Source organism: Colwellia sp. MB3u-45 (assembly GCF_014077005.1).
In the GTDB taxonomy this organism is placed as follows: Bacteria; Pseudomonadota; Gammaproteobacteria; order Enterobacterales; family Alteromonadaceae; genus Cognaticolwellia.
The window spans coordinates 14,775-39,649 of record NZ_JACGVC010000037.1 but is presented as its reverse complement, the minus strand read 5'-3'; the positions used below and the strand labels follow the sequence as shown (position 1 = coordinate 39,649).

Annotated in this window: 19 protein-coding genes; 13 read left to right on the top strand and 6 right to left on the bottom strand. The window is 40.1% G+C overall.

The genetic code is table 11. The features are described 5' to 3' along the window. Positions 1-39: 39 nt before the first annotated feature. The 3 genes from H4J41_RS02445 to H4J41_RS02435 form a co-directional block, all read right to left on the bottom strand. Complete coding sequence (locus tag H4J41_RS02445) at positions 40-1,476, bottom strand: alanine/glycine:cation symporter family protein (protein WP_310649801.1); 1,437 nt, start codon at positions 1,474-1,476, stop codon at positions 40-42. Positions 1,477-2,013: 537 nt separating this feature from the next. Continuing rightward, entirely contained in the window at positions 2,014-3,417 is a 1,404-nt protein-coding gene (gene pntB / locus H4J41_RS02440; RefSeq protein WP_182136386.1) for a Re/Si-specific NAD(P)(+) transhydrogenase subunit beta, read from the bottom strand. Between the two features lie 11 nt (positions 3,418-3,428). Beyond that, on the bottom strand, positions 3,429-4,967 hold the full coding sequence (locus H4J41_RS02435; RefSeq protein ID WP_182136385.1) for a Re/Si-specific NAD(P)(+) transhydrogenase subunit alpha: 1,539 nt from the start codon (positions 4,965-4,967) through the stop codon (positions 3,429-3,431). A 279-nt stretch (positions 4,968-5,246) separates the two neighbouring features. On the opposite strand from H4J41_RS02435, the gene H4J41_RS02430 reads away from it, so the two are divergent. The 12 genes from H4J41_RS02430 to H4J41_RS02375 all read left to right on the top strand — a co-directional run bounded on the left by H4J41_RS02430 (position 5,247) and on the right by H4J41_RS02375 (position 17,326). Beyond that, complete coding sequence (locus H4J41_RS02430) at positions 5,247-5,771, top strand: gamma carbonic anhydrase family protein (RefSeq protein WP_182136384.1); 525 nt, start codon at positions 5,247-5,249, stop codon at positions 5,769-5,771. A gap of 389 nt (positions 5,772-6,160) precedes the next feature. Continuing rightward, positions 6,161-7,066: a transcriptional activator NhaR gene (gene nhaR / locus H4J41_RS02425; RefSeq protein WP_182136383.1), complete on the top strand. Its 906-nt coding sequence runs from the start codon at positions 6,161-6,163 to the stop codon at positions 7,064-7,066. 1,050 nt (positions 7,067-8,116) lie between these two features. Next, positions 8,117-8,689 carry a Na+/H+ antiporter subunit E gene (locus H4J41_RS02420; protein WP_182136382.1) on the top strand — a complete coding sequence of 191 codons (573 nt, stop codon included), beginning with the start codon at positions 8,117-8,119 and terminating at the stop codon, positions 8,687-8,689. Further along, positions 8,689-8,946, top strand: a complete 258-nt coding sequence (locus H4J41_RS02415) for a monovalent cation/H+ antiporter complex subunit F (protein ID WP_182136381.1) — start codon at positions 8,689-8,691, stop codon at positions 8,944-8,946. Before H4J41_RS02420 ends, H4J41_RS02415 begins: the two co-directional genes overlap by 1 nt. Continuing rightward, positions 8,943-9,266 carry a monovalent cation/H(+) antiporter subunit G gene (locus H4J41_RS02410; protein ID WP_182136380.1) on the top strand — a complete coding sequence of 108 codons (324 nt, stop codon included), beginning with the start codon at positions 8,943-8,945 and terminating at the stop codon, positions 9,264-9,266. Before H4J41_RS02415 ends, H4J41_RS02410 begins: the two co-directional genes overlap by 4 nt. Next, on the top strand, positions 9,263-9,574 hold the full coding sequence (locus tag H4J41_RS02405; protein WP_182136379.1) for a hydrogenase subunit MbhD domain-containing protein: 312 nt from the start codon (positions 9,263-9,265) through the stop codon (positions 9,572-9,574). Before H4J41_RS02410 ends, H4J41_RS02405 begins: the two co-directional genes overlap by 4 nt. Continuing rightward, the gene (gene mbhE, locus H4J41_RS02400; RefSeq protein WP_182136378.1) at positions 9,567-10,316 is read left to right on the top strand and encodes an MnhB domain-containing protein; all 750 of its coding nucleotides are present in this window, start codon (positions 9,567-9,569) and stop codon (positions 10,314-10,316) included. Before H4J41_RS02405 ends, mbhE begins: the two co-directional genes overlap by 8 nt. After that, on the top strand, positions 10,313-10,609 hold the full coding sequence (locus tag H4J41_RS02395; RefSeq protein WP_182136377.1) for a cation:proton antiporter subunit C: 297 nt from the start codon (positions 10,313-10,315) through the stop codon (positions 10,607-10,609). The genes mbhE and H4J41_RS02395 overlap by 4 nt, the downstream gene beginning before the upstream one ends. Then, positions 10,609-12,138, top strand: a complete 1,530-nt coding sequence (locus H4J41_RS02390) for a complex I subunit 5 family protein (protein ID WP_182136417.1) — start codon at positions 10,609-10,611, stop codon at positions 12,136-12,138. The genes H4J41_RS02395 and H4J41_RS02390 overlap by 1 nt, the downstream gene beginning before the upstream one ends. A 2-nt stretch (positions 12,139-12,140) precedes the next feature. Further along, positions 12,141-15,287 carry a complex I subunit 5 family protein gene (locus H4J41_RS02385; protein WP_259364437.1) on the top strand — a complete coding sequence of 1,049 codons (3,147 nt, stop codon included), beginning with the start codon at positions 12,141-12,143 and terminating at the stop codon, positions 15,285-15,287. A 35-nt stretch (positions 15,288-15,322) separates the two neighbouring features. Next, a complete protein-coding gene (locus tag H4J41_RS02380) occupies positions 15,323-16,258 on the top strand; it encodes a universal stress protein (RefSeq protein ID WP_182136375.1) in 936 nt (311 codons plus the stop codon). A gap of 129 nt (positions 16,259-16,387) precedes the next feature. Beyond that, on the top strand, positions 16,388-17,326 hold the full coding sequence (locus H4J41_RS02375; protein ID WP_182136374.1) for a universal stress protein: 939 nt from the start codon (positions 16,388-16,390) through the stop codon (positions 17,324-17,326). Between the two features lie 635 nt (positions 17,327-17,961). Here the strand turns inward: H4J41_RS02375 and H4J41_RS02370 are convergent. Further along, complete coding sequence (locus H4J41_RS02370) at positions 17,962-18,324, bottom strand: DUF2237 family protein (protein ID WP_182136373.1); 363 nt, start codon at positions 18,322-18,324, stop codon at positions 17,962-17,964. Between the two features lie 48 nt (positions 18,325-18,372). Here H4J41_RS02370 and ubiG point away from each other — a divergent pair, with 48 nt between their 5' ends. Beyond that, positions 18,373-19,170, top strand: coding sequence for a bifunctional 2-polyprenyl-6-hydroxyphenol methylase/3-demethylubiquinol 3-O-methyltransferase UbiG (gene ubiG / locus H4J41_RS02365; protein WP_182136372.1), 798 nt, complete (start codon positions 18,373-18,375; stop codon positions 19,168-19,170). Positions 19,171-19,825: 655 nt separating this feature from the next. On the opposite strand, the gene H4J41_RS02360 is transcribed toward ubiG, so the two are convergent. Further along, on the bottom strand, positions 19,826-23,104 hold the full coding sequence (locus H4J41_RS02360) for a PKD domain-containing protein (protein ID WP_182136371.1): 3,279 nt from the start codon (positions 23,102-23,104) through the stop codon (positions 19,826-19,828). A gap of 1,165 nt (positions 23,105-24,269) precedes the next feature. Beyond that, positions 24,270-24,818 (bottom strand): YcgN family cysteine cluster protein, encoded by a 549-nt coding sequence (locus H4J41_RS02355; protein ID WP_182136370.1) that lies wholly within the window; start codon positions 24,816-24,818, stop codon positions 24,270-24,272. Positions 24,819-24,875: the final 57 nt, after the last annotated feature.

Here is a 24,875-nt window from a genome sequence, read left to right as displayed (position 1 = left end):
TAACACTTGCTTGTATTAAATCAATACCAATTTTATCAGCTACTTTTTATTCCAAATGCCTTGGGTTAAATTAAAGCGTTGTTGCTCCTCTTCATCAGGCTGGTAAGTCGGTAATAAGCCTTTATCTTGTTGGCGGTGATAATCTTTGGTTATTTGCACCACCACTTTAGAAAGCATGAATAACGCCGTAACATTAAAAATGGTCATTAATCCTGTCGACAAGTCGGCTAAAGCGATCACTTCAGGTAAGGTCGCTACAGAGCCAAAGACCAACATCAACAGAAAACCAATACGTAAAAACCATCGTCCGAGGAAATTATCCATATTTAAATACTTTAAATTATTATCGGCATAGGCGAAATTTGCCACTATCGAGGTAAAGGCAAACAGCAATATGGCAATAGTAATAAAGTCGCTTCCCCAAGCCCCTACTTGATGGCTAAGGGCTTGTTGCGTTAATTGAATGCCTTGCGCTTGGCTGCCAGTATCTTTAAAAAGTAAGATCAAGATTGCCGTACATGAACATATGACAATCGTGTCAAAAAACACCGCCAACATTTGAATATAACCCTGTGAAACAGGATGCGGAGGAAAAGGCTCTGCAGCAGCGGCAGCATTGGGCGCGCTACCCATACCGGCTTCATTAGAATACAAACCACGTTTAACCCCTTGTACTATCGCCGCCCCTACCAGACCACTACCGGCTTCTTTTAAACCTAAGGCTGACGCGAAAATATCACTAATAATCATCGGCACTTTTTCGATATTCAAGCCAATAACAGTGCAGCAAACCAGTAAATAAAGTAAGCCCATAAAAGGTACCGTGAGCTCAGCAAAACGGGCAATATTTTTTAATCCGCCAAAAATAATAAAAGCCGCGGCAATCGTAATAACGATACCGGTGTAAAGTGGATTAAAACCGTACGAGCCATTAAATGCACTGGTAATAGAATTTGCCTGCACAGCACTAAAGACAAAGCCATAACCAAAAAACAAACAAAGTGAAAAGGTGATAGCTAATTTTTTATTCTTTAAACCTTTACTCATATAATACGCGGGGCCGCCACGAAAATTACCCAAGCTGTCGCGTTCTTTATAGAGCTGCCCTAAAGCACTTTCAGCAAATGCCGTTGCCATACCGACTAAAGCAATCAACCACATCCAAAAAACAGCACCGGCACCACCCAATGAAATAGCCACGGCTACGCCCATTAAGTTCCCCGTACCCACCCGCGCCGCCAACGATGTGCACAGCGCTTGAAAAGAAGAAATACCCTGGCTAGAGCTTTTACGACTGGTTTTTAAAATAGTAAACATGTGAAAAAATCGCGTGATTTGTAGCCCTTTCAAACGAAAAGTAAACCAGATCCCGCAAGCACTCAGCAGATAAATTAAAATACTGCCCCATAAATAACCGTTAATAGTGCCTACCCATAATTCAATGACACTGGGTGCAATTACACTTGGTTCTACCACATTATTCTCCGAAGGTTCTATGGTTAGTAATAGCGCAGATTAGATAGGCAAAAACTATTCACTCTACTTATGTTTAGCTATATTAAATTTGCTATTAATTGTTTGTTGTTGGAAGAAAACTTTTTATTATGTAGATAAAGTTTTGTTATTAGATAACGCTAGTAAGGTAAATAATAGCTATCGCTAAAAACTTAGTACAAAAGCATCAACTCAGGCTAAAAATCAATCGATAAGACAACTGAAGCGATTGATTGACTCACAATGAACTGAGTAATGGCTTTTATCTTCAGTAGCTTAACAAAATTGTCTGCGAGATATATAACTTTATCACTAAGAAAACGACTAAAATCAATGGCAATGGCAATGGCAATGGCAACTCGTATCGTAAAAAGAAGTTTATGGTGAGTAACCTTGTAGCTAAGGTCAATTTTTAGCATGTTTTATATTGTTGGACTGGGTGGTATCCATAAAAAATGCCGACAATCGCTTATCGGCATTTTTAACATCACTTGTTTATTGACGCTTTAATCTAGCAAATTACAAAGCCTTAAATATTTGTTCAACCGAGTCTTTTGCATCGCCAAACAACATTTGAGTGTTGTCTTTAAAAAACAATGGATTTTGTACGCCAGCATAACCTGTGTTCATTGAACGCTTAAAGACAATAACATTTTTCGCGTGCCAAACTTCAAGTACCGGCATTCCCGCAATCGGACTAGTTGGATCTTCAGACGCTGCAGGGTTTACCGTATCGTTTGCGCCTATGACTAAAACCACATCAGTTTTAGCAAAATCATCATTAATTTCATCCATGCTAAGCACAATATCGTAAGGCACTTTAGCTTCGGCTAATAACACATTCATATGCCCAGGTAAGCGTCCTGCCACCGGGTGAATAGCAAAGCGCACATCAATACCTTTGGCTTTTAAAGCTTGAGTCATTTCATAAACCGGATACTGTGCTTGCGCTACTGCCATACCGTAACCAGGCGTAATAATAACCGACTTTGCGCCGTTCAACATATCGGCTACCGATTCTGCGTTAATTTCAATGTGATCACCGTAATCGGTCTCTGTGTCTATAACGACATTGGTACCAAAACCCCCAGCGATAACACTGATAAAAGAGCGGTTCATGGCTTTACACATAATGTAAGAAAGAATAGCCCCTGATGAACCCACTAATGCGCCGGTAACAATTAACAAATCATTATTAAGCATGAAACCTGCCGCTGCGGCTGCCCAACCTGAGTATGAATTGAGCATGGACACCACCACTGGCATATCTGCACCGCCAATTGAGGCGACTAAATGCCAACCAAAAACTAAGGCAATAAAGGTCATCAGATATAATGTGTTATCACCACCACCTTGTTGAACAAAAGTCACTAGCAAAATAATCGCTACGATGCCCGCTACTAAATTTAACTTATGTCGCTGAGGTAACATGAGTGCGGCCGAGTTAATAATACCTCGCAACTTGGCAAACGCGACAATTGAACCGGTAAAGGTGACCGAGCCAATAAATACCCCAAGAAACACTTCAACTAAATGAATATTAACCGCCATTTGCTGACTGTCACTAAAGGTAGCCATTACCGAATGGTCCATTTCAAAATAGCTATTAAAGCCAACTAATACCGCAGCTAAACCAACAAAACTGTGCAGTATTGCCACTAATTCTGGCATTTGGGTCATTTCAACTTTTTTCGCTAGCCGCAGGCCAATGATAGCGCCGATCACCATAGTCACTAAAATAATCCAAACATTGTCGACACGAGGATCGGCAATGGTGGCAATAAGCGCGATGGCCATACCGACAATACCATACCAATTACCTGTTTCAGCCGTTTGTTGTTTACTGAGTCCTGCCAAGCTAAAAATGAACAATAACGCAGCAATAATGTAAGCTGCACTGATTAAACCTTGAGAAAATTCCATTAAAGTGTCCCTTATTTTCTAAACATTTTTAACATACGTTTAGTGACAACAAAGCCACCAACAATGTTGATAGTGGCAATAAGTATTGCGACACCGGCGAGCACTTGTATTAGTGGATTACTATTGCCCACCTGTAGAATTGCGCCAACAATGATAATACCAGAGATGGCATTGGTTACACTCATCAGGGGTGTATGCAGCGAATGGCTAACATTCCACACCACGTTGTAACCAATAACACAGGCTAAAACAAATACGGTAAAATGAGAAAGGAAATCCGCAGGGGCAACACTCGCAACCCAAGCAAAAAGTAGAGCACCAGCAGCCATCAGGCTATATTTTTTAACTGGGCTTACCGGTTCTTTAACTTTAATCTCAGGCGCTTTAACTGCTTCAGCTTTAGGCTTAACAGGCGCAGCACTGACCTGAATAGCCGGTGGTGGAAAAGTAATTTCATTTGCTTTAACAACAGTCATATTGCGAATGACGACATCGTCAAAATTAATATTAAGCGTACCATCTTTTTCTTTGCACAAGAGTTTCGCTAAGCTGACTAAATTATTCGCATATAACTGTGATGCTTGATTCGGTAAGCGAGAAACAAGATCGGTGTAACCAATTATTTTCACACCTTTTTCATTAACGACTTTACCTGCTTGGGTTAGTTCACAATTACCGCCACCCGCTGCCGCTAAATCAACAATAATACTGCCCGTTTTCATCGATTCAACCATTGCGGTTGTAATAAGCTTAGGCGCCGGTTTGCCTGGGATCATAGCGGTGGTAATAATGATATCAACATCTTTTGCTTGCTCAGCAAACAAGGCCATTTCAGCATCAATAAAAGCTTTGCTCATCTCTTTTGCGTAACCATCACCAGAGCCTGTGTCTTCCGGCTCTTCGTAATCAAGCTCAAGAAATTCAGCACCCATGCTTTCTATTTGTTCTTTAACTTCGGGTCGGGTGTCGAATGCTCGCACAATCGCCCCTAAGCTACTTGCTGTCCCTATGGCTGCTAAACCGGCGACACCGGCACCAATAATCATGACTTTAGCAGGTGGCATTTTACCAGCAGCAGTTATTTGTCCGGTTAAAAAACGGCCAAACTGATGTGTCGCTTCAATAACGGCACGATAACCAGCAATATTGGCCATCGAACTTAACGCATCCATTGATTGACTGCGGGTCATTCTTGGTACCATCTCCATGGCTAAGGTGGTAATTTTTTTATCTTTTAACGCCGCTAAAACATCCTCATTTTGTGCAGGAGCAATAAAACCAACGAGATAAGCCCCCTCCTTCATGGCAGCAATTTCGTCAAGCGTAGGAGGGTTTACTTTAAAGATAATATCAGACTGCCAAACATCCTTTTTAACCGCAACACTGGCACCGGCATCAATAAATTCTTGATCTGTAAAGCTTGCTTTAGTGCCACAACCTTTTTGTATTTTTACCTCAAAACCAAGCTTGAGTAATGACACTACCGCGGTTGGCGCACTAGCGACTCGGTTTTCACCTGACAATGTTTCTTTCGGTATACCAATAATCATATATCACCTTTATTTAGACATAGAACACCTAATAATAAGCTCAGCACATGTTCTTATGTGTTGAGCTTATTTGCTAAGTATCTCATCCGACTGGACGTTAAAATTATTATTATTACTAACTACTTGTAATGTTTTACCATTAATTGCTTAATCTTCATACATCAAGATGGGTTATTTTTAGTATAACTTAAGCATTATAACTATCACTTAAAAGTCTAATTTGCTCTCTAATGGGAATAGATTAATATAAAGGCATAAATTCGAAAAAAGGAAAAACAGATGATTTATCGATTGGCTGACTTAGTACCCAAGTTAAATAAGAGTAATTTTATAGCCCCCAATGCCACACTAATAGGTGACGTTACCCTAGGCGAAAATACTAGCATTTGGTTTAACGTGGTTATTCGTGCTGATGTAGCCAGCATTAGCATTGGTGAGAATACCAATATTCAAGACGGTTCAATTTTACATGTTGACGCTCAATTCCCAATGACTGTAGGGCGCAATGTTACTGTAGGCCACAAAGTCATGTTGCATGGTTGTACCATAGGAGATAATACCCTAGTGGGCATGAATGCGGTGGTACTCAATGGTGCTAACATTGGCAAAAATTGCTTAATTGGTGCTAACAGTTTAGTTACTGAGAACATGCAAGTGCCGGACGGACATCTTGTTTTAGGCTCGCCGGCTAAAGTCATTAAAGTGCTTGATGAGTCAACCCAAGAAATGTTCACTAAATCGGCTATGCACTATGTTGAAAATGGTCAACGTTATTTAAAAGACCTAGCACCCGTAGATTCGTGATTATTGCTACAATGAAATGATTTTAGCTAGCATTTTCACCGTCTTTTTGAGCACTATAATGGCGGAGAAAAAACCTTAGGTGTACTGAATCGAATCGTCAACATAAGCCATAAATAATGCTTTATGTTGAGAAAAATTTAGCGTCATACTAGGACTTTTAAAGGAGAAATTAACGCAAACTATTTAATATATATTTTCTAATAGTTCGTTTTATATCATTTAAGGTCTTAGTAACCGCCATATTTTGTTAAGAAAATATGGCGGTGATAAAAATTCAAACGTTGCAATATAAAAGCCTTAGTATAAATTATTGTTAAATTGACAATATCCTTGTCATGGCGCTGTTACATTGCAATTTTCACTATTAAAAGCCTTGAGGTGTTTTACTTTTGTCTGAGCTTATTAACTATAAACATTTGCGTTACTTCTGGGCTGTAGCACATGAAGGCAGTATAGCTAAGGCAAGTAAACGCTTACATATAACACCTCATACCATTAGTGGCCAACTCTCGCTATTAGAGGCTCGCATGGGCTGCGCCTTGTTTGAAAAACAGGGGAGAAACTTGGTGTTAACAGAGCCGGGTAGAACCGCGCTGAAATACGCTGATGAAATTTTCAAATTAGGCCATGAGCTCGGTGGTGTAATGCGAAGTTCTGCTTCATGTAACCAGACTGAGTTTATGGTCGGTGTCGCCAGTTCGCTTCCTAAAACTATTGTCTGTAAAATTATTGAACCGGCATTGCTGATACCTGGCGGTCTTAACTTAATCAGCACAGAAGGTCCTGTTTTAGGTCTATTGGCTGACCTATCTATGCACAAATTAGACATGGTTATCAGTGATGCTCCGACTAACAATACCTTGGGAACTAGTGTTTTTAATCATTACCTTGGCGAATCTGGCTTGACGTTTTTTGGCGTTCCTGAATTGAAAGAAAACTTAGCACCAAACTTTCCAAAATCTCTGCACCACGCGCCAATGTTATTACCCACAACACAATTTGGCATCAGGCAGTTATTTGATCAGTGGATACATAAGCAAAAAATATTTCCTAATGTTGTTGGCCAGTTTGATGACAGTGCTTTATTAAAGTCATTCGGCCAACGAGGTCTTGGTGTTTTCTTTATGCCAACAGCAATAGCCGATGAGGTCTGTCAGAACTTTGGTGTGCAAGTTATTGGCCAAACTGATGATGTAAAACATAGATTTTATGCGATTTCGGCCGAGCGTAAAGTCAGCCATCCTGCCGTTTTAGCTATTTGTAAAACGGCAAGAACCTGCATCTTCCGTGATTAAGCTTTGCTAATAGCGGTGCCACTTCAAGTTGGAGCAAATATAGACTAATTAAGTGACATTGTTCAAATATTATGCACATCCAATCATGTGCTTAATTGAATTATAATTGTAATCACCATCCCCCCTACTTATTTTATCTCAATAAAAACGCTTTTTTTATAGGCATTTTTTGGCCCTTTGTAGGTCGGACTTCAGTCCGTCAAGGGATTAGCCTGATGATTAACACTAGGGGTCAAAAAAATCTGCAGCGTGCTATTATTTTTTTCGCTCACCATTTATACCAAAACCAGTTAAATTTCATTTAACCTGATGGACTAAAGTCCAACCTACATTGGTCAAGCGTTCAGCGGATGATTAATGTAATGGGGGCAAAAAATCCTTTTTTGGACCCTTTGTAGGTCGGACTTCAGTCCGACAATCGTGTAGCTTAATGATTAACACTAGGGGTCAAAAAAATCTGCAGCGCGCTATTATTTTTTCGCTCACCATTTAGACCAAAACCAGTTAAATTTCATTTAACCTGATGGACTAAAGTCCAACCTACATTGGTCAAGCGTTCAGCGGATGATTAATGTAATGGGGGCAAAAAGTCCTTTGTAAATGGTAAATCGGACTTCAGTCCTTCAAGCGAACACATAACTTGATGCACAAAAACCTAACAGAAAAAACAAACTCACAGTTGTTACTTTTAACTGAAAGCTGATAGCTATTTTACTAACCACTGTCTTTTAAAATCTGATGAGCCAAATATGAATATCTAAGCCAGTTAATTTCATCTGAGGCGACAATAATTAGCGACAACAGAGCTTTAATTTAATCGCTGTTATTTAAAGACTCCCTGCTGCATTAATTTAAGTTGGAATATTGTTATCGATAAATCCGACTTAATATGTCGTTTAATTCGACTTTTTATTTTCTCTGCTGTAACCGAAACTGCATTTTTATCAATGTATCTGAAATAAACGCTACATTAACTTTATATCAACCTATTATAAACTTGAAGGTAACTTTTTATAAAGTGAATATTGACTTAGATATTTAGGGGAGAAAATGAAAATTATCAAGCAAAATAATGAATTGTCGAGTTCACCATCTGCGTTCAGCTTTCGCTTAGTATTGAGCTGGAGATTCTTGATTCGGTTCGCTTTATTTAGCCTATTTTGGGGCTTACTTACCCGTTGGCAGCAAAATTCTCTGGGCCTAGGTTTTGTTTTTATTGCCATGGCTAGTGTGCTTAGCCTCTATTTAGCGCCACAACAAAAACAACGACATCAGTGGCTAAAAAAACCATTCAGTATTCTATCATTTTTATATTACTTCTATGTTCAGTCTCTGCGAGGCGGATGGTCTATCGCTAAATTGGCACTTAGCCCTAAGCTAAAGCTTTCGCCTGGCTTTATAAAATATCACACAGATTTAACCAACGACTCACAAGTATTTACCTTTATGCAGGTACTAAGTTTATTGCCCGGTACCGTAAGCGCTAGACAAAATACTCAAGAGCTCACCATTCATGTGCTGGATATGAACACCTTTAATCAAGCCGAAATAGAAGATTGCCAAATACGTATTAAACAGCTTTTAGACACTAGCGGTCAACCGCTTATTGATGATGAAAAGTGATGATAACCCTATTAGTAATTACCAGCATAGTGTTAGCTATTTTACTGCTGTTAAGTTTGCTGTTTGTCTTGCACGCACCAAGTTACGCAGATTGTATTTTAACAACACAATTAGTGGGCACTATCGGTGTTGCTATATTGGCACTTCTGTCGGTTATTCAAGATCAGCCTTATCTGCTTGATGTCGCCTTGGTACTTGCGTTGTTAACGTCGATAACGATTGTAACTTTCACCCAACTTAGAGGTAAATCTCAATGAATTTAACTGATATTTTTAGTGTGATATTTTGCTTAGCAGGGTTGTTTTTTTTCTTTGCTGGCACGGTTGGTTTAATACGATTCCCCGATGTACTCAGTCGCCTACATGCATTAACCAAGGCTGACAATTTAGGTCTTGGATTAATGGTAATGGGGTTATTACCACAGCTGTCTTCACTTACTGATGGCTTAAAGTTAGTGCTTGTTTGGGGCTTGGTTATATTCTCTAGTGCCGCTTGCAGCTATTTAATCGCTTCTCAAGTGATTAACGAGCAATCCTTAAAAACACCAGCACCCCCTTCAGTTGAGAGTGAATTATGAACCTAGTGATGATTTTTGATGCTCTGTTAATCTTCAGTATGCTTACTCTTGGCTGGATGAGTATTTTTTCTCTCTCGCTTTTTCGATGTATCGTATTTTTTGTTTGTTTGGGCCTTTTAGCTGCTATTGCTTGGGGACAGCTTGGGGCCTTTGACGTCGCTATTGCCGAAGCCGCTATTGGTGCAGGCATCACCGGCGCTTTATTGCTAGCTGCATGGAATCGCATTAGGCCTCACCGCACAAAAGCAATTGAGCCAAATTTGACTAACGCTAAGACAAGTCAAAAGGATACTAGAGAGCATGTTTAATAAATTAGATATTGAATATGACGGCCCCGCAGTCGATAAAAGTGCATTAAGCTTAATTGCCTCAGTATTGGTTGTTGGGCTTTTATTAGCCGTAACGATAAAAATAGTACTTAGCGATAAGGGACATAACACTGGCCTAGCCCCTTTAATTACTCAGAATATCGAGCTTAGTGGTGTTACTAACCCAATTACCGCTGTGTTACTCAATTTTCGCGCCTACGACACCTTGCTTGAAATCGCCGTGCTACTGGTGGTTGTACTGGCTATTTTACCCACGCGTGATCACCATGCTCCATTCTTTAAACGCATCGAAGTAAGTAAACAAAATTTGGTGCTATTGGCACTGCAGCGTTGGATTACACCCGCAGTGGTTATTTTTGCCGGCTATTTGCTTTGGGCGGGTGCACATCAGCCTGGTGGTGCATTCCAAGCTGGCGCTTTGTTGGCAGGTGCTAGCGTGCTGATGTTTCAAAGTGATACTTATCAGGTTAACTACACCTCTTTTATGGCGCGTGTTTTGTTAGTGCTTAGTTTAGTGGTATTTATCACTATCGGCACAGCCCTTATTTGGTTTGAAGGCAGCTTACTCACTTATCCCCTAGCATTTTCTGGCCTGCTGATACTGTTAATAGAAACTTGCGCTACTGTCTCAATAACCCTTGCATTAGCCTCACTTTATAGCAGCTTTATTGCTAGTGAAAATATATCAGTTACCGACCATAAACACCGGACTATAAAATGACCTCTGCATTGCTTTATTCTATGGCTGGCTTAGCACTTTTTGCTATTGGCTTTTTTGGTGTGGTGGTGGCTAGCCATGTGATGCGAAAAATACTGGCGCTCAATGTCATGGGCGTGGGTATCTTTATGTTCTTGATTGCCTTAGCTAAACGCAATCCATTGGTGGTCGACCCATTGCCTCATGCTCTGGTATTGACCGGTATTGTTATCGCCGTAGCAGGCACCGCACTCGCCCTTAATCTAATGGTGCGAATTCATCACATGGATCAGTCTAGCCAAGAGCAAAGCAAGTGATGAATTACCTAAGCTCATCGCTGCTCTTGCCAGCCATAGTGTTTTTGCCGTTATTGGCAGCAATAATAGCCTTTATTATCGGCCGAAATCGGCTACAAGGCCTGATAAATATATCTTTTTCACTAACGCAATTTTTACTCGTTGTGTTAACAACTCTGCTGTTTTTAGATGAACAAACTGATCAAAGTGAGCGTTATGTCATTGGTGGTTGGGGAGCCCCTCTTGGCATAGATCTCATTGTTGATGGTTTTTCAATCTTGATGCTCGCACTAACGGGCTTACTTACACTATTAATAACTCTGTATAGCGCCTCATATTTTTCAGATAAATATAACGCTAGCGAAAAAAGCTTACGTTTTTGGCCCTTGTGGTGGTTCTTAATCTCAGGGCTTAATGCCTTGTTTATGTCAGCAGATGCTTTTAACATTTATGTCTGTCTAGAGATTATCGGACTCTCTGCCGCTGCCTTGGTTGCCCTGCAAGGCAATCGCGCCGCCTTACAAGCCGCATTAAGGTATTTGTTAGTCGGTCTATTAGGTTCACTTTTTTACTTGTTCGCCATTGCCATTCTCTATCGTAGTCATGGCACGCTAGATTTAATGCAAATAGCTGAAACAGCCAGCCATAGTTTTCCTGATAAGGTCGCGATGATCCTAATCACCATTGGACTTCTGCTCAAGATAGCTTTGTTTCCACTGCATTTTTGGTTACCACCCGCACATGCAAATGCCCCAACACCGGTTAGCGCGATACTTTCTGCGCTAGTAGTTAAGGCTTCGTTGTATATCTTAATAAAGTTTTGGTTTGACGTGTTAGGCGAAGCCACCACCTTCGGTGCCTCTCAAGTGTTAGGTGCTTTGGGTGGTACAGGCATTATTTATGGCTCATGGTGCGCATTTCGTGCCACACAATTAAAGCTGCTTATTGCTTATTCTACGGTTGCCCAACTTGGCTACATATTTTTATTGTTTCCGTTAAGTGAATACTCAATGGGGGTTAGCTCGTTTACTGGCTCTGCATCACAGGCAGCAGTCTATTTCATCGTTGCACATGCGTGCGCAAAAGCGGCAATGTTTCTAGCGGCTGGCAATTTGATCTTAGCGCAAGGTAATGGCGAGATTGCTAAACTCAAGGGTATCGCGGTGCGCGAGCCACTTAATGTTTTAGTCTTTGCTATCGCGGGCATCAGCCTTATTGGTTTACCGCCGAGTGCTGGCTTTATCGCCAAATGGTTACTACTCACCACGGCTTTCGAAAGTGGTCAGTGGTGGTGGGTGATCGTCGTAATTACAGGCGGACTCTTAGGAGCTATGTATTTATTCAAAGTATTAAGTTTGGCCTTTTCTACAGACCCTGCTGTTGTTGAGTCGCCCACAGCAAAATCGACAGCGCCAGTATCGTCAGTGCCCGTATCAAGCGTTATGACAACAGTCGCCCTAATACTTGCGCTGATCACCTTAGCCTTAGGTTTAAATGCAGAGTTTATTCTTAATATCAGTAATACAGTAACTGAGGTAAATGGTATATGAACATGAGCACACTATTACCTGCGTTCATTGTCCTTTGTCCTCTTTTAGTTGGTTTGGCCGTTATGGCGACACCTGAGCATAGATCCTTGCAGCGTCGAAGTCTAAATATTGGCGGCGCACTGATGACACTTAGCCTAATCGCCATGTTGTTGTCAGGTGTTGTCAATGGCTTAGACTTTGAAACGCGCCTACCACTGTTACCTAATATTGACTTTGTTCTTCACGGTGATGCCCTGTCATTATTATTTGTCAGCTTGTCAGGCCTGTTATGGTTGTTTACCACTATTTATGCCATTGGCTATTTTAAAAATAGCGCTAATCGAAGCCGATTTTTTGCCTTTTTTAGCTTATGTGTTGGTGCCACAATAGGCTTAGCGCTTGCTGGAAATTTAGTCACCTTTTTAATTTTTTATGAATTACTGACACTCGTTACCTACCCACTAATTGCCCACAAAGGCAATGCGGCGTCGATTAAAGCGGCGCGCACCTATCTTGTCTATACCATGATAGGTGGCGCATTGCTGTTAACCGGTGTGGTCTGGCTAAAAGTGCTAGCTGGACCACTCGACTTTACCTCAGCAGGTTTGTTGGCTGAGTTGCCCGGATTAAACAACAGCCATTTACAGATCATTTTTGTCTTACTCATTGCTGGGCTAGGTGTCAAAGCAGCTTTGTTCCCTTTGCATGCTTGGTTACCTATTTCAATGGCCGCACCGGCACCAGTAAGTGCCTTGTTGCATGCCGTTGCCGTTGTCAAAGCCGGCGCGTTTGGTATCGTGCGTGTTGTTTATGATATTTATGGTGTCGAATTTGCCAGTGATTTAGGACTAACCGTTTTACTGGCCGTTATTGCTGGCTTCACCATCATCTACGGCTCAGTTAAGGCTTTGAGTCAGGACGATCTCAAAAGACGCTTAGCCTATTCAACCGTAAGTCAGGTCTCTTATATCGCGCTCGGTACTGCGATTGCAGGACCAATAGCCACTATTGGTGGCCTAGTGCACTTAGTGCATCAGGGTTTAATGAAAATCACGCTATTTTTCTGTGCAGGTAATCTTGCAGAAACCCTGGGTGTTCATAAAATCAGCCAAATGAATGGTGCAGGTAAACGTATGCCCCTTACGATGGCAGCGTTCACCATCGCTGCATTTGGCATGATTGGTGTGCCACCTATCGCCGGCTTTGTGTCTAAATGGTATTTAGGTGTGGGTGCATTAGAGGCACAGGCCTATTGGGTGCTCGGCGTACTGGCGATTAGTAGCCTACTAAATGCCAGCTATTTTTTACCTATCATTCATGCCATTTGGTTCAAAGAGCAAGATCAGCCATGGCCCAAAGAAGTACCTAAGTTGCGTTTAGAAACACATTGGATGCTACTACTACCACCTTTAATTACCGCTTTTTTCGTCTTAGCTGTTGGCTTATTTGCCTCAAGTGCTTATAGCCCACTCACTTGGTCGGCGTTAATTGCCTCGCGGGAGTACCAAGCGATTTTTCCGAATATTTCAGGTATAGCACTTAAATACAGTACAGGTCACCTTTGGGTATTGATTTTACCCACTTTATTATTGTTCGCGATGGCGTTTAAAACTTTACGCGCTAAAGTCATTCGTTTGATCCCGCTTGCCCCATTACCGGCATTATTAGCGGCGCTACTTGTGGTTAATGAAGACAAAGTAGAGCAGTCTTTTTTACTATTAACCTCAGCCATTTGGTTTATTGCCGCACTTTATGCTCAAACTTATATGGCTAACGATGACAAACGAAACCGTTTTTACCTGTTCTTTATCCTAACCATGATAGGCAACCTTGGCGTGGTGTTATCGCAAGAAATTTCATCCTTTATTGCTTTTTTTGCACTGATGAGTTTCTCTGCTTACCCGCTGATCCTACATTCAGAAAGTGACGAAGCAAAGTCAGCGGCAACAACTTATATCCGGTGGGTGATATTTTCAGAAATAGTGTTATTTCTTGGCTTAGTGGGGAGAACTTATTACGCTGAATTTGGCACAAACGAGTTACCTGTTGTTTGGGTTTCAACATTATTGATTATCGGTTTTGGCGTTAAAGCCGGTTTGGCCACTTTGCATGTCTGGTTGCCTAAAGCGCACCCCGTGGCACCCATACCCGCTAGTGCCCTGCTCAGTGCGGTTATGGTGAAAGTAGGTTTGTTAGGTTGGATACGTTTTCTGCCCTTAGGAGATGCAAGCATCAATGTCTTGGCCCAACCTATGATGGTGCTTGGTTTTACCGCCACTTTCTTGGCTGCTATTTATGGCGCATTGCAAGACAATGCTAAAACCGTATTAGCTTACTCAACGGTTAGTCAGCTCGGCATTATAGTCGCCAGTATTGGTTTTGCTTTAGCGACCCCTGACAGCTGGGCATTATTGTTGCCCGCCATAGTACTTTTTGCTATGCATCATGGTTTTGCGAAGGCAAGCTTGTTTTTTTGTGTTGGGCTCAGTTCAGCATTAAAACCCGGCCATAAGCTCACTCCGTTTTTGTGGCTACTGGTATTAGTGCCAGCGCTATCATTAATCGGCTTGCCACTAAGCAGTGGTGCCTTAGCCAAAGCAGCACTTAAAGATGCCACTTCAAGCTGGCCATTGTTCTCCACGTTACTGGTTATGTCAGCTATAGGTACCACATTGCTGATGGGCAGGTTTATCGAACTGATGAAAGAGCAGGCGATATTAAAGGCATCGAGCGCTAAACCCAATTGGCGGCTTATCTTACCAACAGCACTTTCAGCCTTGATGTGTTTAAGCTATTTTTACACGCCGCCGTTTGAATTCAAGCAGTTTCAGACAATCGTTTCAACGCTAAGTTGGTCTGCTGTTTGGCCAGCATTTACCGGTTTGTTGATCATTTTTGCCACCAAAAAGCTACGCGCTAAATTACCCGTACCTCCGGCCGGCGATCTGTTAATTGTCTATCAAGCATTAGCACGTTTAAGCGCTAAAACTTGGCAAAAAATTGCTAATTTAAACGCCAGCATTGCTCAATATATCGACATGACGCTGGGTCATCTACACCTATGGTCACTAAGCGTATCAAGGCGTTTAAGCAAACAATTAACGCTTGATACGCCAGGCACTGTCATGATTGTTATGCTAGCCGCTCTACTCTATACCTTTTTAACTTAAGCCAATTTGTCTAATCAACAGCAGGAGATAACCCTATGAAACGTTTTAAACATATAATCATAAAAGTTAATGAGCAAACTAAGCCTGAACTGGATATCGCCGTATTGCGAGGCATTGAACTGGCCAGTAATACCGGAGCAAAAATAACTTTATTTGACGTAGTTGAACCGCATGAAACTATCCTCAGTAGTTATGCCGATATTGTCGGCCCTGCAGAGCTAACCGAATTTATTATCGCCCAGCGACTCGACCAATTAACTGATTTAGCACAGCAATTACAAAGCACTGGTGTAGACATTTCAGTCAGTGTCGCCAAAGGTAAAAACTTTATCGAAATCGTTAAAGCCGTTATTTTAAACAAAGCTGATTTACTGATCAAAGTGGCAAATAAAAGTGAAAATAGCTTTGACAGCAATGACTTTCATATCATGCGTAAATGCCCCAAACCGGTTTGGTTAATTAAAGAACAGCAGCAGGATACAGTTAAAAAGGTATTAGCTGCCGTCGACCTTTCAATGGAACAGCATGCAGAAGGTCGCGCGCAAAATCGCATGATAATCGATATCGCCTCATCATTAAGTCAGTATAAAGATGCCAAATTAACAATCTTGTCATGCTGGTCGTTATATGGTGAGGAAGCTCTCAAACATGGCGCATTCACCAGAGTGTCACCCGCTAAAATTGAAAGCTTATTAAAGCATGAAGAACGCGAATACCAAGAGAGCCTTAATATCTTGGTAAACGAGTATACCCAGTGCAAGTTTGAGCAAATATTAGCCAAAGGTGATCCAAAAACTATTATTCCTGCTTTTGTTAATGACAAGGGTATCGATGTTGTCGTTATGGGCACTATTGGCCGCTCTGGTATTCCTGGATTTTTAATTGGCAATACCTCTGAATCGGTACTTCAAGCGATTAATTCTTCAGTCATCACCTTAAAACCTGAGAATTGGGTCTCACCCATATATTAAGCGTGAGCATATATACCGACTCCAGTTCAATCTGGAGATTTCAGCAAGTTGAAAAAGAGCATAAGCACCAAAGATATAACGACAACTTAATCACAGTGTTACTGAATTTGATCATGATAGGAGAAAACAATGGTTTCTTTAAATAAGTTATTACTCGTAACCCCGGCAAACTCAATTCAAGCTGCAGTTGTTTCACAAGCAATTAAATTAGCAAAAAGTCATCACTCACACATCACCTTCTTTAGTGTGGTAGAAGAACTTCCTAAAGATCAGCTCGCATTGGTTACCCTATTGCCCTCAAAAGAGCTAATGGACAATTTACAAAAAGATCAGCAGCGAGTTTTAAAAAAGAATATTGAAAAGTTTTATCACCCCGCTATTGCTGTCGACGCACAAAATGCAATCGGCGTACCTTTTATTGCCGTGATTAAAAAAGTACAGCAAGAAAACTATGATCTGGTGATATTAGCCGCAAGAACGGGTGAGCAAAGTCGTAGAAGGTTTTTTGGTAGTACCACCATTCACCTCATGAGAAAATGCCCTTGTCCGCTACTAGCGGTTGGTACAAAAACAGATGAGCCCATTAAGCGCATAGTGGCCGCTATAGATGTTTATGCGCCAAGCGAAGAAGGACTCGCGCTTAATGATACCATTTTAACATGGGCTGCCCATTTAGCGGTGTCAGAAAAAGCAGAATTACATGTTATACATGCTTGGCAATTGCCTGATGAAGATTATTTAAAAAGCTGGGGCCATAACTCTGAAGTTGATCGCCTTGAATTAATCATGAAGCAGCAATTGGATAGACAAAAACGTTTTGATGACTTTATCAACAATCACTTTGTTGATGGCGACTTGCCCATAACAGAATTGATTGAGGGGACTGCTCAAGAAGAAATCCCTAAATACATCGCCGAGCAAAACATTGATCTGCTCGTCATGGGCACGTTATGTCGTACCGGTATTGCTGGACTTTTTATTGGCAACACGGCTGAGTCAATATTAAGTGAAGTGTCATGTTCTGTATTAACGTTAAAACCAGTAGGCTTTACCTCTCCTATTAAATAGGCTTTATTTTAAGATAACGTTTTTTATAAAAACAAGGCTATGCTCGCTACTGCTAGATTAAGCTAATACCCCATTAACCTAAAGCCTTATGCATACTAGATACAATCAATAATACTGTCTATAAGCTTTATAAATCGGACCTTGACTAATGAATAGCCATCAGATGAATGCGATTAATTTATCGCCTATGATATTAGTCGCTGATGATATTTGTAGCACATTTTTATTTTGCTAAGTTCGCTACTGATGCGCTAAATTGGCTGGTTAATTTTCAACCGACATTAAGTCGACTACCGCCATGTTTTTTTTCATCAAGTTGCTTGATATTATCGACAAACCAATGAAAAATTAGTGAATAAGCTAGCAAAGATTACAGGCTTAACATAGCGTAAACTGTTTGATATAGGTTATCGAAAGATCAGAAAAAAGCATTGTAATTTTTTATTGGGGATTTACCAGTCAAGAAAAAGGGTTTGAAATAGTGGTTTAAATAGGTAAAAAACTTCCTTGTTTAGATCTGAAAATAGCTAAAATGCTAAGCGCGGGATCATTCACTCAATAACAGTGTCAAACAGCAAAAGAGGAGAATATTGAGCATAAGTACTAAACACTTATATTAGCAAGAGTATAGAGGATTACTCAACATACTCATGAGCTTTTAAAACCTCTAATGAGACGACTTTTAGCGCTTTTTGATTAGTTGACGCAAGTATAATCGGTGGTGCAACCTTGTCTGCAATCGCTTGATACCAGCGAACAGCGCACAAACACCATTTGTCACCCGCTTTTAAGCCGGCAAAGTTATACATATGATTAGGTGTGATTAAATCATTACCTTGTGCCTTAGAAAATTGTAGGAATTCGTCAGTCATAACCGCACAGACACTATGGTTACCAAAATCATTTTCGGGTACATAACAGAACCCTTTTCGGGTGAAGCCCGTATTACTACAACATAACTCTAAACGCGTGCCTAATACATTGAATTGATTTTCCATGAATATGCCTTGTGTTAATTAACATTAGATTAAAAGGATAATATTACCATGCTAGACAAAAGTAAGCTTAATCCCGTCCAAAATGATAGCACTGAACGCACTTCTACCGGTAATTATAGTCCTAAAGAAATTGCCAAATTTGATAAATTAGCTGAAAGTTGGTGGGATCCACACGGCCAGTACAAAACCGCACTTGAATTTAATCGGGTGCGAGTAGCTTATTTTATAGCGCAAATTTGCACATTTTATAATCGTGACCCCAACACACTAAATCCTCTGCAAGGCTTACATATTTTAGATGTGGGCTGTGGTGGTGGCTTAGTTTGTGAGCCTTTGGCAAAAGCAGGCGCTACCGTGGTGGGCATCGATGTTAGCGAAATGAGTGTTGAAGTCGCAAAACGTCATGCTTTAACATCTCAACTTGATATTGAGTATCGTCACGAGCATGCTCAACACACTAGTACAAACGATGAAAATCGCTACGATGTAGTGATTAATGCTGAAGTCATTGAACATATACCCAATCAGCAAGACTTACTGAAGCAATGTAGTCAATTATGTAAAGTAAATGGCTGTGTCATCATGGCAACACTCAATCGCACGATTAAATCTTACTTGGTCGCCATTGTTGGTGCTGAATATATTATGCGATATTTACCCATTGGCACCCACAGCTGGCATGCTTTTGTTAAACCGATTGAATTAAATAACATGGCTGCAAACGGTCGATTACAGTTAGTAACCGGCATTGGCATGGCATATAACTTATTCACTAAAACCTGGTCTACAACATCCAGCCTAGCGGTTAATTATGTGCAAGTATACCGACGCTTAACTCCTGATTAGCACGACAAGTTAGCACTTTTTATGCACATTAGAGTTGACCGATATGTTCACAAACTTTGTCGTTATCTTGCGTTAGGTGAATTTTTTCATGGCAAACCGGGTTTACTTATTTGGCTCTGTTGAACAACCCTTATTCGGTTATAAAGTGAATTGCTTAAAGCTTTAGGGAGAAAATGAGTATTTTAGTCAAAGCGGCTTTTACAGCTGTGGGTTCTAAATAAAGTTGGAAACCGTTAAATAAAGTCGAAACTGGAATTATTACATTTAGGTATGAAAATACCTTTCAAAAAATTGAAGTTAACTTTTATCTAGATTGGATACGGCTGAACAACCACATTGAGTCATCTAGACTAACAGACAACTAAGCTACCAAAGCAGGTCATATACTTTTGAATTACTAACGATCACTTTGTGCGCAAAACGGAAGGTAGGAGTGCAGATCTTAAATATTCCACTTCTCGCTATAAGTGGACGTCATTAGTATTGGAATTAAAGGTAACCTCTCGTTATTTTTAACAAAAATATATTAAAATAGAGCTATTACCCTCGATTCATGCATTAAACTCATTTAGGTTCCAGGGGAATTAAAATTATAAACTAATAGACGTTTTCATTAACATAAACGTCTATTAGTTTGCTTTCATTTAATGGTTATTTACTGGCAAATTCCTGGTTTAGTTAGATTGTTCGTGGTTTCTAACGTAGCAATACAAGAACTATTACTACATAGCTCCAGCGTCACATCACCAAGGGATCCATCGTTGAACTGATTATCTACCCCAGATAAAGCATAACCCTGGCTAGCACTTGAAAGCTTCAATGCGTATTCGTCGTCAAACACTATATCGTTATCGAGCGTAACGCCCCACCAGGTACAAGCATCAGCTCCATTATCTATTTGCGCTTTCAAGTAACCTTGCTTATACCCATCAGTGTAGTCGTGGTACTTATTGACGATTTCAGCTGTCACTTTTACGGGTTGAGCAATAGCTGAATTCACCGCGGCGTCGCTATTAGCAACACCCGGCCCACAATCAGCACATTCTCGGTTAAAATTACCTGAGCTATTTTTAATATGTTGTTGAGCGAGGGCTGTAGGAAACCCTTCTAAGTTTTGTTTAATTAAAGCTAGTACTGAAGCAACGATGGGCCCTGAGAAACTCGTTCCGTCCCATAAACTGATGGTTTCTTCAAAGGCGGTGTCTCCAATAATAATATCTAAAACAGGTACTTCAACACCGACAGCACTTGCGTCAATGATGCCATTGATGTCGTAATTACTAAAATCAGCTCGGTTACCATTAATATCATTGGCGCCAACAGCAACAATGCCACGGCAATTTGCAGGCGCATTGGCAACATTGCCAAAATCATTACCCGAAGAAGCCACCACGATGACGCCTTTTGCTAAAGCATAGTCAATGGCTGTTTGGTAATCACTATTACACTCGCCGCCACTCCCTAAAGAAAGGTTGATAACATCAACCGGTGAGCTAATGTCTTGCACACCTTCAAAGCTATAGCCAGCAGCCCAACGTATCCCATTAGCCGCATCATTACTACTACCAAATCGACCATTTTCAAAAACGCGAATAGGTACTATTTCTACGTTTGCTAAAGCGCCAGCAATGCCGTAATTATTGTTGCTAATTGCGCCGATAACTGATGATACTCCCATGCCATGAAAGGCATAATCACCCGCTTGAGCTTCTTCAAAAGTCACAAATGGTTCATTATCCATTTCAATCGCATCAAAACCTTCAACAAAGTTAATTTCATCCGTAGGAATAAAGTTACCATCAATAACGGCAATACGAGAGGTGCGAGTTTCAGTGAAAGTATCCTTTAACTTCAACAGGCTTTGCGCGCCTTTATAGACAGGTTGATTTTTCATCCATAATTGGTCTTTAAAGTAGGGATCATTAAATATTGGATCTTCGCTGCTTTGCGCCATCACTGAACTTTTATTTACATTAATTGATGGTGTAATTTTTTTCTCTGAACGAAAGCCAAGTGGATAAACTAATCGCTCTTGCATTGCGTCATTTGCTAAACCAAGTTTTAATTTATCTTCTTTAGCGCGGTCACGCAGTTGCATCGCCATTTCACGGGTTACAGCGCTACTGGTTTGTAATTCATCATTCCCATTTAACCAATGTTTCATATCAACTACGGCTTGCAAATATTCATAGCCAGCATTAAACGTCCAAACATCATCAACGTAGGCACCAATAGCCGTATCACCTATTAGGTTTGAATAGCTATTGTCGCTGAGTAATTTTTTACTATTGTATTCAGGTGACGACGGAAAATTGCTTTTGCCATAAAGTTCAATAAATGCGCTATTTTGCCAATAGAAATAATCAAAATCAAAGTAGCTAGGATCAACATTATTTAGTTTTACGGCTAAGTCATTGACTTCGCTGGGTAAGTAGTTTATTAGATTGTTAATAGCTCTTTCAGCTTGATTGAACTCATATGGCGCTGAAGGTGCATAAGTTATCGCAACCTGCTCTTCGTATTCATCTACGGTGATTAGTTGATTGTTTTGTGCATAATCAAGCGTGAACATTTTTAGATGGTAATAATCTTGCGAATGTTTGAATTCGTTTTTAGCTCTTTCAAAAGCCACTTTTAAATTGTCATAAGGTGTTGTACTTTTGACTAAGCGAATACCATGGGTATTACCTCTTCCTCTTGACCCTAGCTCAGACCGTGTATTCGCTACAATATAAAAAACAAAACCTTCATCGGGGGTTTGTGCGTCGCTTGCAACTATAATTGTAATCTTATTATTTTCATAAGATGCGGTTAGCATACCCTCAATAGGGTCGAAATTGCTGTCCGTTATTTCTAGTGGTAATTCTATTTTGCTACCATCGCCTATCACCGTAACTTCAACCGTTTGCCCTGACATTAGTATTTGAGGACCATCAAATGATAGTATCTCGGCTGGCGTATCTTCAAGTTTTTTCAGGGTAAAGGTTACGCTGGCAGTTTGTCCTATAGTATCGGTGACTGAGACAACACAATCTTCTTCATAATTAGGTTTTGAACCCATCGTACCAAACCAAATTTGATTGTAGTTTATATTGATATCAAAGCTTTCATTTGGATCTCTATCACATTCTAAGGTTAAGCTGTTGTATAGGTCATCTTCTGTCATTAAATCATCTATGGCTGTAAAACTTATTGTTTCACTACTCGATTGCTCTACTTCTACAAGGATTTTATCTGCTGACAACTCTGGTATTGAATCTGTAAAAACAGTAATATTTACGGAATCAAATGCTTCTCCACCATCGTTGTCAATAACGGTTAATTGAAAGATTAACGTTTCGTCTGCGGTGAGGTTGCTTGGGATAAAAGAAGCTGAAGCGGTATCACTATTCTCTAGGGTAATGCTCGTGCCACCCGTTTGAATCCAGTTGGATTGTGCGATGCTTCCGTCTGTATCGCTTCCAATACCGCTAAGCATTATTACATCATTTTTATAAACACTTTGGTCTTCACCTGCGTCAACTGATGGCAATATATTGACATTATTAACATTAATCGTAATGGTATCGGTCTCAGTTGCACCTTCATTATCGGTTACCGTTAGTGTAAAAGTAAATACTTCGTTATTGGTAACTTCCGGTGTTATAAACGAAGTGCTAGCTGAGTCACTAGTGCTCAATATTACGTCTGTTCCACTGCTTTGTGTCCAGATATAGCTAGCAATAGTTCCGTCTGAGTCAGAGCCTGCACCTAATAAGGATACCTCAGAATTTTCATTTACTATTTGGTTCGCACCAGCATTTGCTGATGGTGACTGATTCTTTACTGGTTCAGGTGTAGAAGGGGTTGACGATGAACCACCTCCTCCGCCACAGGCTGTGATTATTAGTGCTAAAACAAAAGGTGAAATGCTCTTTAAAGATAGATGGTTCAAATTAACTACTCCTTGATGTTAATTTTTTGAATTTAAAATAAACATATGAATCAATAAAAAATGATAGAGTTTGAAATTAAAGCTCAACGACAGTACAACTCTCACTATTTGGTGACCTTTTTACCTGCCAAGTAATTTAATCACTTTTATTAATTTCATATATTTCATATATTTAAAGCTAGAATACTACTTTATTAACGTTAATATATCTACCTAATTAGCGATATATAAATATACATATAAAGTCCTCTTACGTATCTAAGTTATCATTAGATTAGTTAATTTTAATTGAAGAATAGATTAGCTTCGTGGCATCAGTTAGCGTTCTGATAGGGGTTACCACCGGCAGCATGAGCTTGCAGCAGTCATAGAGATTATTCTCGTTCTACAATTGTATTTGATTTTTTGATCATGATATTAGTCTAAAAATCAATTTTGGGAATGGCTGCTATGCCAATGATAATCAAGTTAACTTTCGACCTGCTTAAGTCAAATCAAGGGTGTACAGTCGACTTTTACCTATATAAAAAATTTCAAAATTTTTCTTCCGCTCTTGCGCACCACAAAGTCAGGTTCCAACTTTATTTGGAATGTTTTTGATACTTTTTTATTAAATAAGACTTACTGCCAAATTTTTCTATCTTTATTTAGCTTCTACAACAGCGGGTAACCTAGTGTTCATTGATTTTTTTGTCGGCCGGACTTTAGTCCGTCAACCGTTAAGCTGGCAATAAACTTGATGAGCAAAAAACATCTACAGCAAGTAGTATTTTTTTCTTCGGTATTTAAACCAAAAAAAGGTCAAATTTCATTTAACCTGATGGACTAAAGTCCAACCTACATCATGCCTGAGTGTGATCATGCGCGTTGAATTTTTTGGTGATCTTTTGTAGATCGGGCTTTAGTCCGTCAACCGTTAAGTGGTGAACGTCATGGGATCACAGCTATCTGCAGCAAGTATTATTTTTGTCTTCGCGTTTAAACCAAAAAAAGGTCAAATTTCATTTAACCTGATGGACTAAAGTGCAACCTACATCATGCCTGAGTGTGATCATGACGCGTTGAATTTTTTTGTGATCTTTTGTAGGTCTAACTTTAGTCCGTCAACTGTTTAGCTGGCTATTAACCTAATCAGCAAAATATAAATAGCCAGGTATGATACGATTTAATCTATATCGTGTAGCGGCCATAGAACAATGTAGTCTTCAAAATCTTCTAATTGAACGTCGTTATCTTTAACAATTTTGCCACGAACTGACATACCTGCCTGGTGCATAGCTGACTTTTTACCATTGTGTAACAACGGGTGCCAAGACGGCATGCCTCTGCCCTCTTTTAAACGACGGTAAGTACAACTTGTTGGCATAAAGAATACATCATCTAAGTTATCTTGGGTTAACTGCACACAATCTGGCACAAGCTCAGTACGTTGCTCGTACTTAGAACATTGACAACTTTTATCATTAAGTAAATGACAAGCAATGCTCGAGTAACTCATTTGCTCGCTTTCAGTAATATGCGTTGTCGGCATCAGATCCATTTCGTCTGTGGTGCTTTCATCGTCAATAAATTTATGTAAACAGCACTTAGCACAACCATCACATAATGACTCCCATTCGGGTCTGCTCATTTCATCTAATGATTTGGTTTCCCAAAAACGTTCGACCGGTACTTTTTTTGATTTTATTGTCGAACGGTTACTTTTTTTACTCATAGGGCTAATTATCGCTGTTTATTACTTTCTATTATTTTTTAATATGTGCTATTTAAT

Excerpts from the sequence above, each read along its gene's own strand:
- ubiG (WP_182136372.1), top strand. The coding sequence starts at position 18,373 with ATGCTAGACAAAAGTAAGCTTAATCCCGTCCAAAATGATAGCACTGAA.
- H4J41_RS02355 (WP_182136370.1), bottom strand. The coding sequence starts at position 24,818 with ATGAGTAAAAAAAGTAACCGTTCGACAATAAAATCAAAAAAAGTACCG.
- H4J41_RS02370 (WP_182136373.1), bottom strand. The coding sequence starts at position 18,324 with ATGGAAAATCAATTCAATGTATTAGGCACGCGTTTAGAGTTATGTTGT.
- mbhE (WP_182136378.1), top strand. The coding sequence starts at position 9,567 with ATGTTTAATAAATTAGATATTGAATATGACGGCCCCGCAGTCGATAAA.
- H4J41_RS02380 (WP_182136375.1), top strand. The coding sequence starts at position 15,323 with ATGAAACGTTTTAAACATATAATCATAAAAGTTAATGAGCAAACTAAG.
- H4J41_RS02420 (WP_182136382.1), top strand. The coding sequence starts at position 8,117 with ATGAAAATTATCAAGCAAAATAATGAATTGTCGAGTTCACCATCTGCG.
- H4J41_RS02410 (WP_182136380.1), top strand. The coding sequence starts at position 8,943 with ATGAATTTAACTGATATTTTTAGTGTGATATTTTGCTTAGCAGGGTTG.
- H4J41_RS02430 (WP_182136384.1), top strand. The coding sequence starts at position 5,247 with ATGATTTATCGATTGGCTGACTTAGTACCCAAGTTAAATAAGAGTAAT.
- H4J41_RS02375 (WP_182136374.1), top strand. The coding sequence starts at position 16,388 with ATGGTTTCTTTAAATAAGTTATTACTCGTAACCCCGGCAAACTCAATT.
- H4J41_RS02415 (WP_182136381.1), top strand. The coding sequence starts at position 8,689 with ATGATAACCCTATTAGTAATTACCAGCATAGTGTTAGCTATTTTACTG.
- H4J41_RS02435 (WP_182136385.1), bottom strand. The coding sequence starts at position 4,967 with ATGATTATTGGTATACCGAAAGAAACATTGTCAGGTGAAAACCGAGTC.
- H4J41_RS02395 (WP_182136377.1), top strand. The coding sequence starts at position 10,313 with ATGACCTCTGCATTGCTTTATTCTATGGCTGGCTTAGCACTTTTTGCT.
- H4J41_RS02405 (WP_182136379.1), top strand. The coding sequence starts at position 9,263 with ATGAACCTAGTGATGATTTTTGATGCTCTGTTAATCTTCAGTATGCTT.
- H4J41_RS02385 (WP_259364437.1), top strand. The coding sequence starts at position 12,141 with ATGAGCACACTATTACCTGCGTTCATTGTCCTTTGTCCTCTTTTAGTT.
- pntB (WP_182136386.1), bottom strand. The coding sequence starts at position 3,417 with ATGGAATTTTCTCAAGGTTTAATCAGTGCAGCTTACATTATTGCTGCG.
- H4J41_RS02390 (WP_182136417.1), top strand. The coding sequence starts at position 10,609 with ATGAATTACCTAAGCTCATCGCTGCTCTTGCCAGCCATAGTGTTTTTG.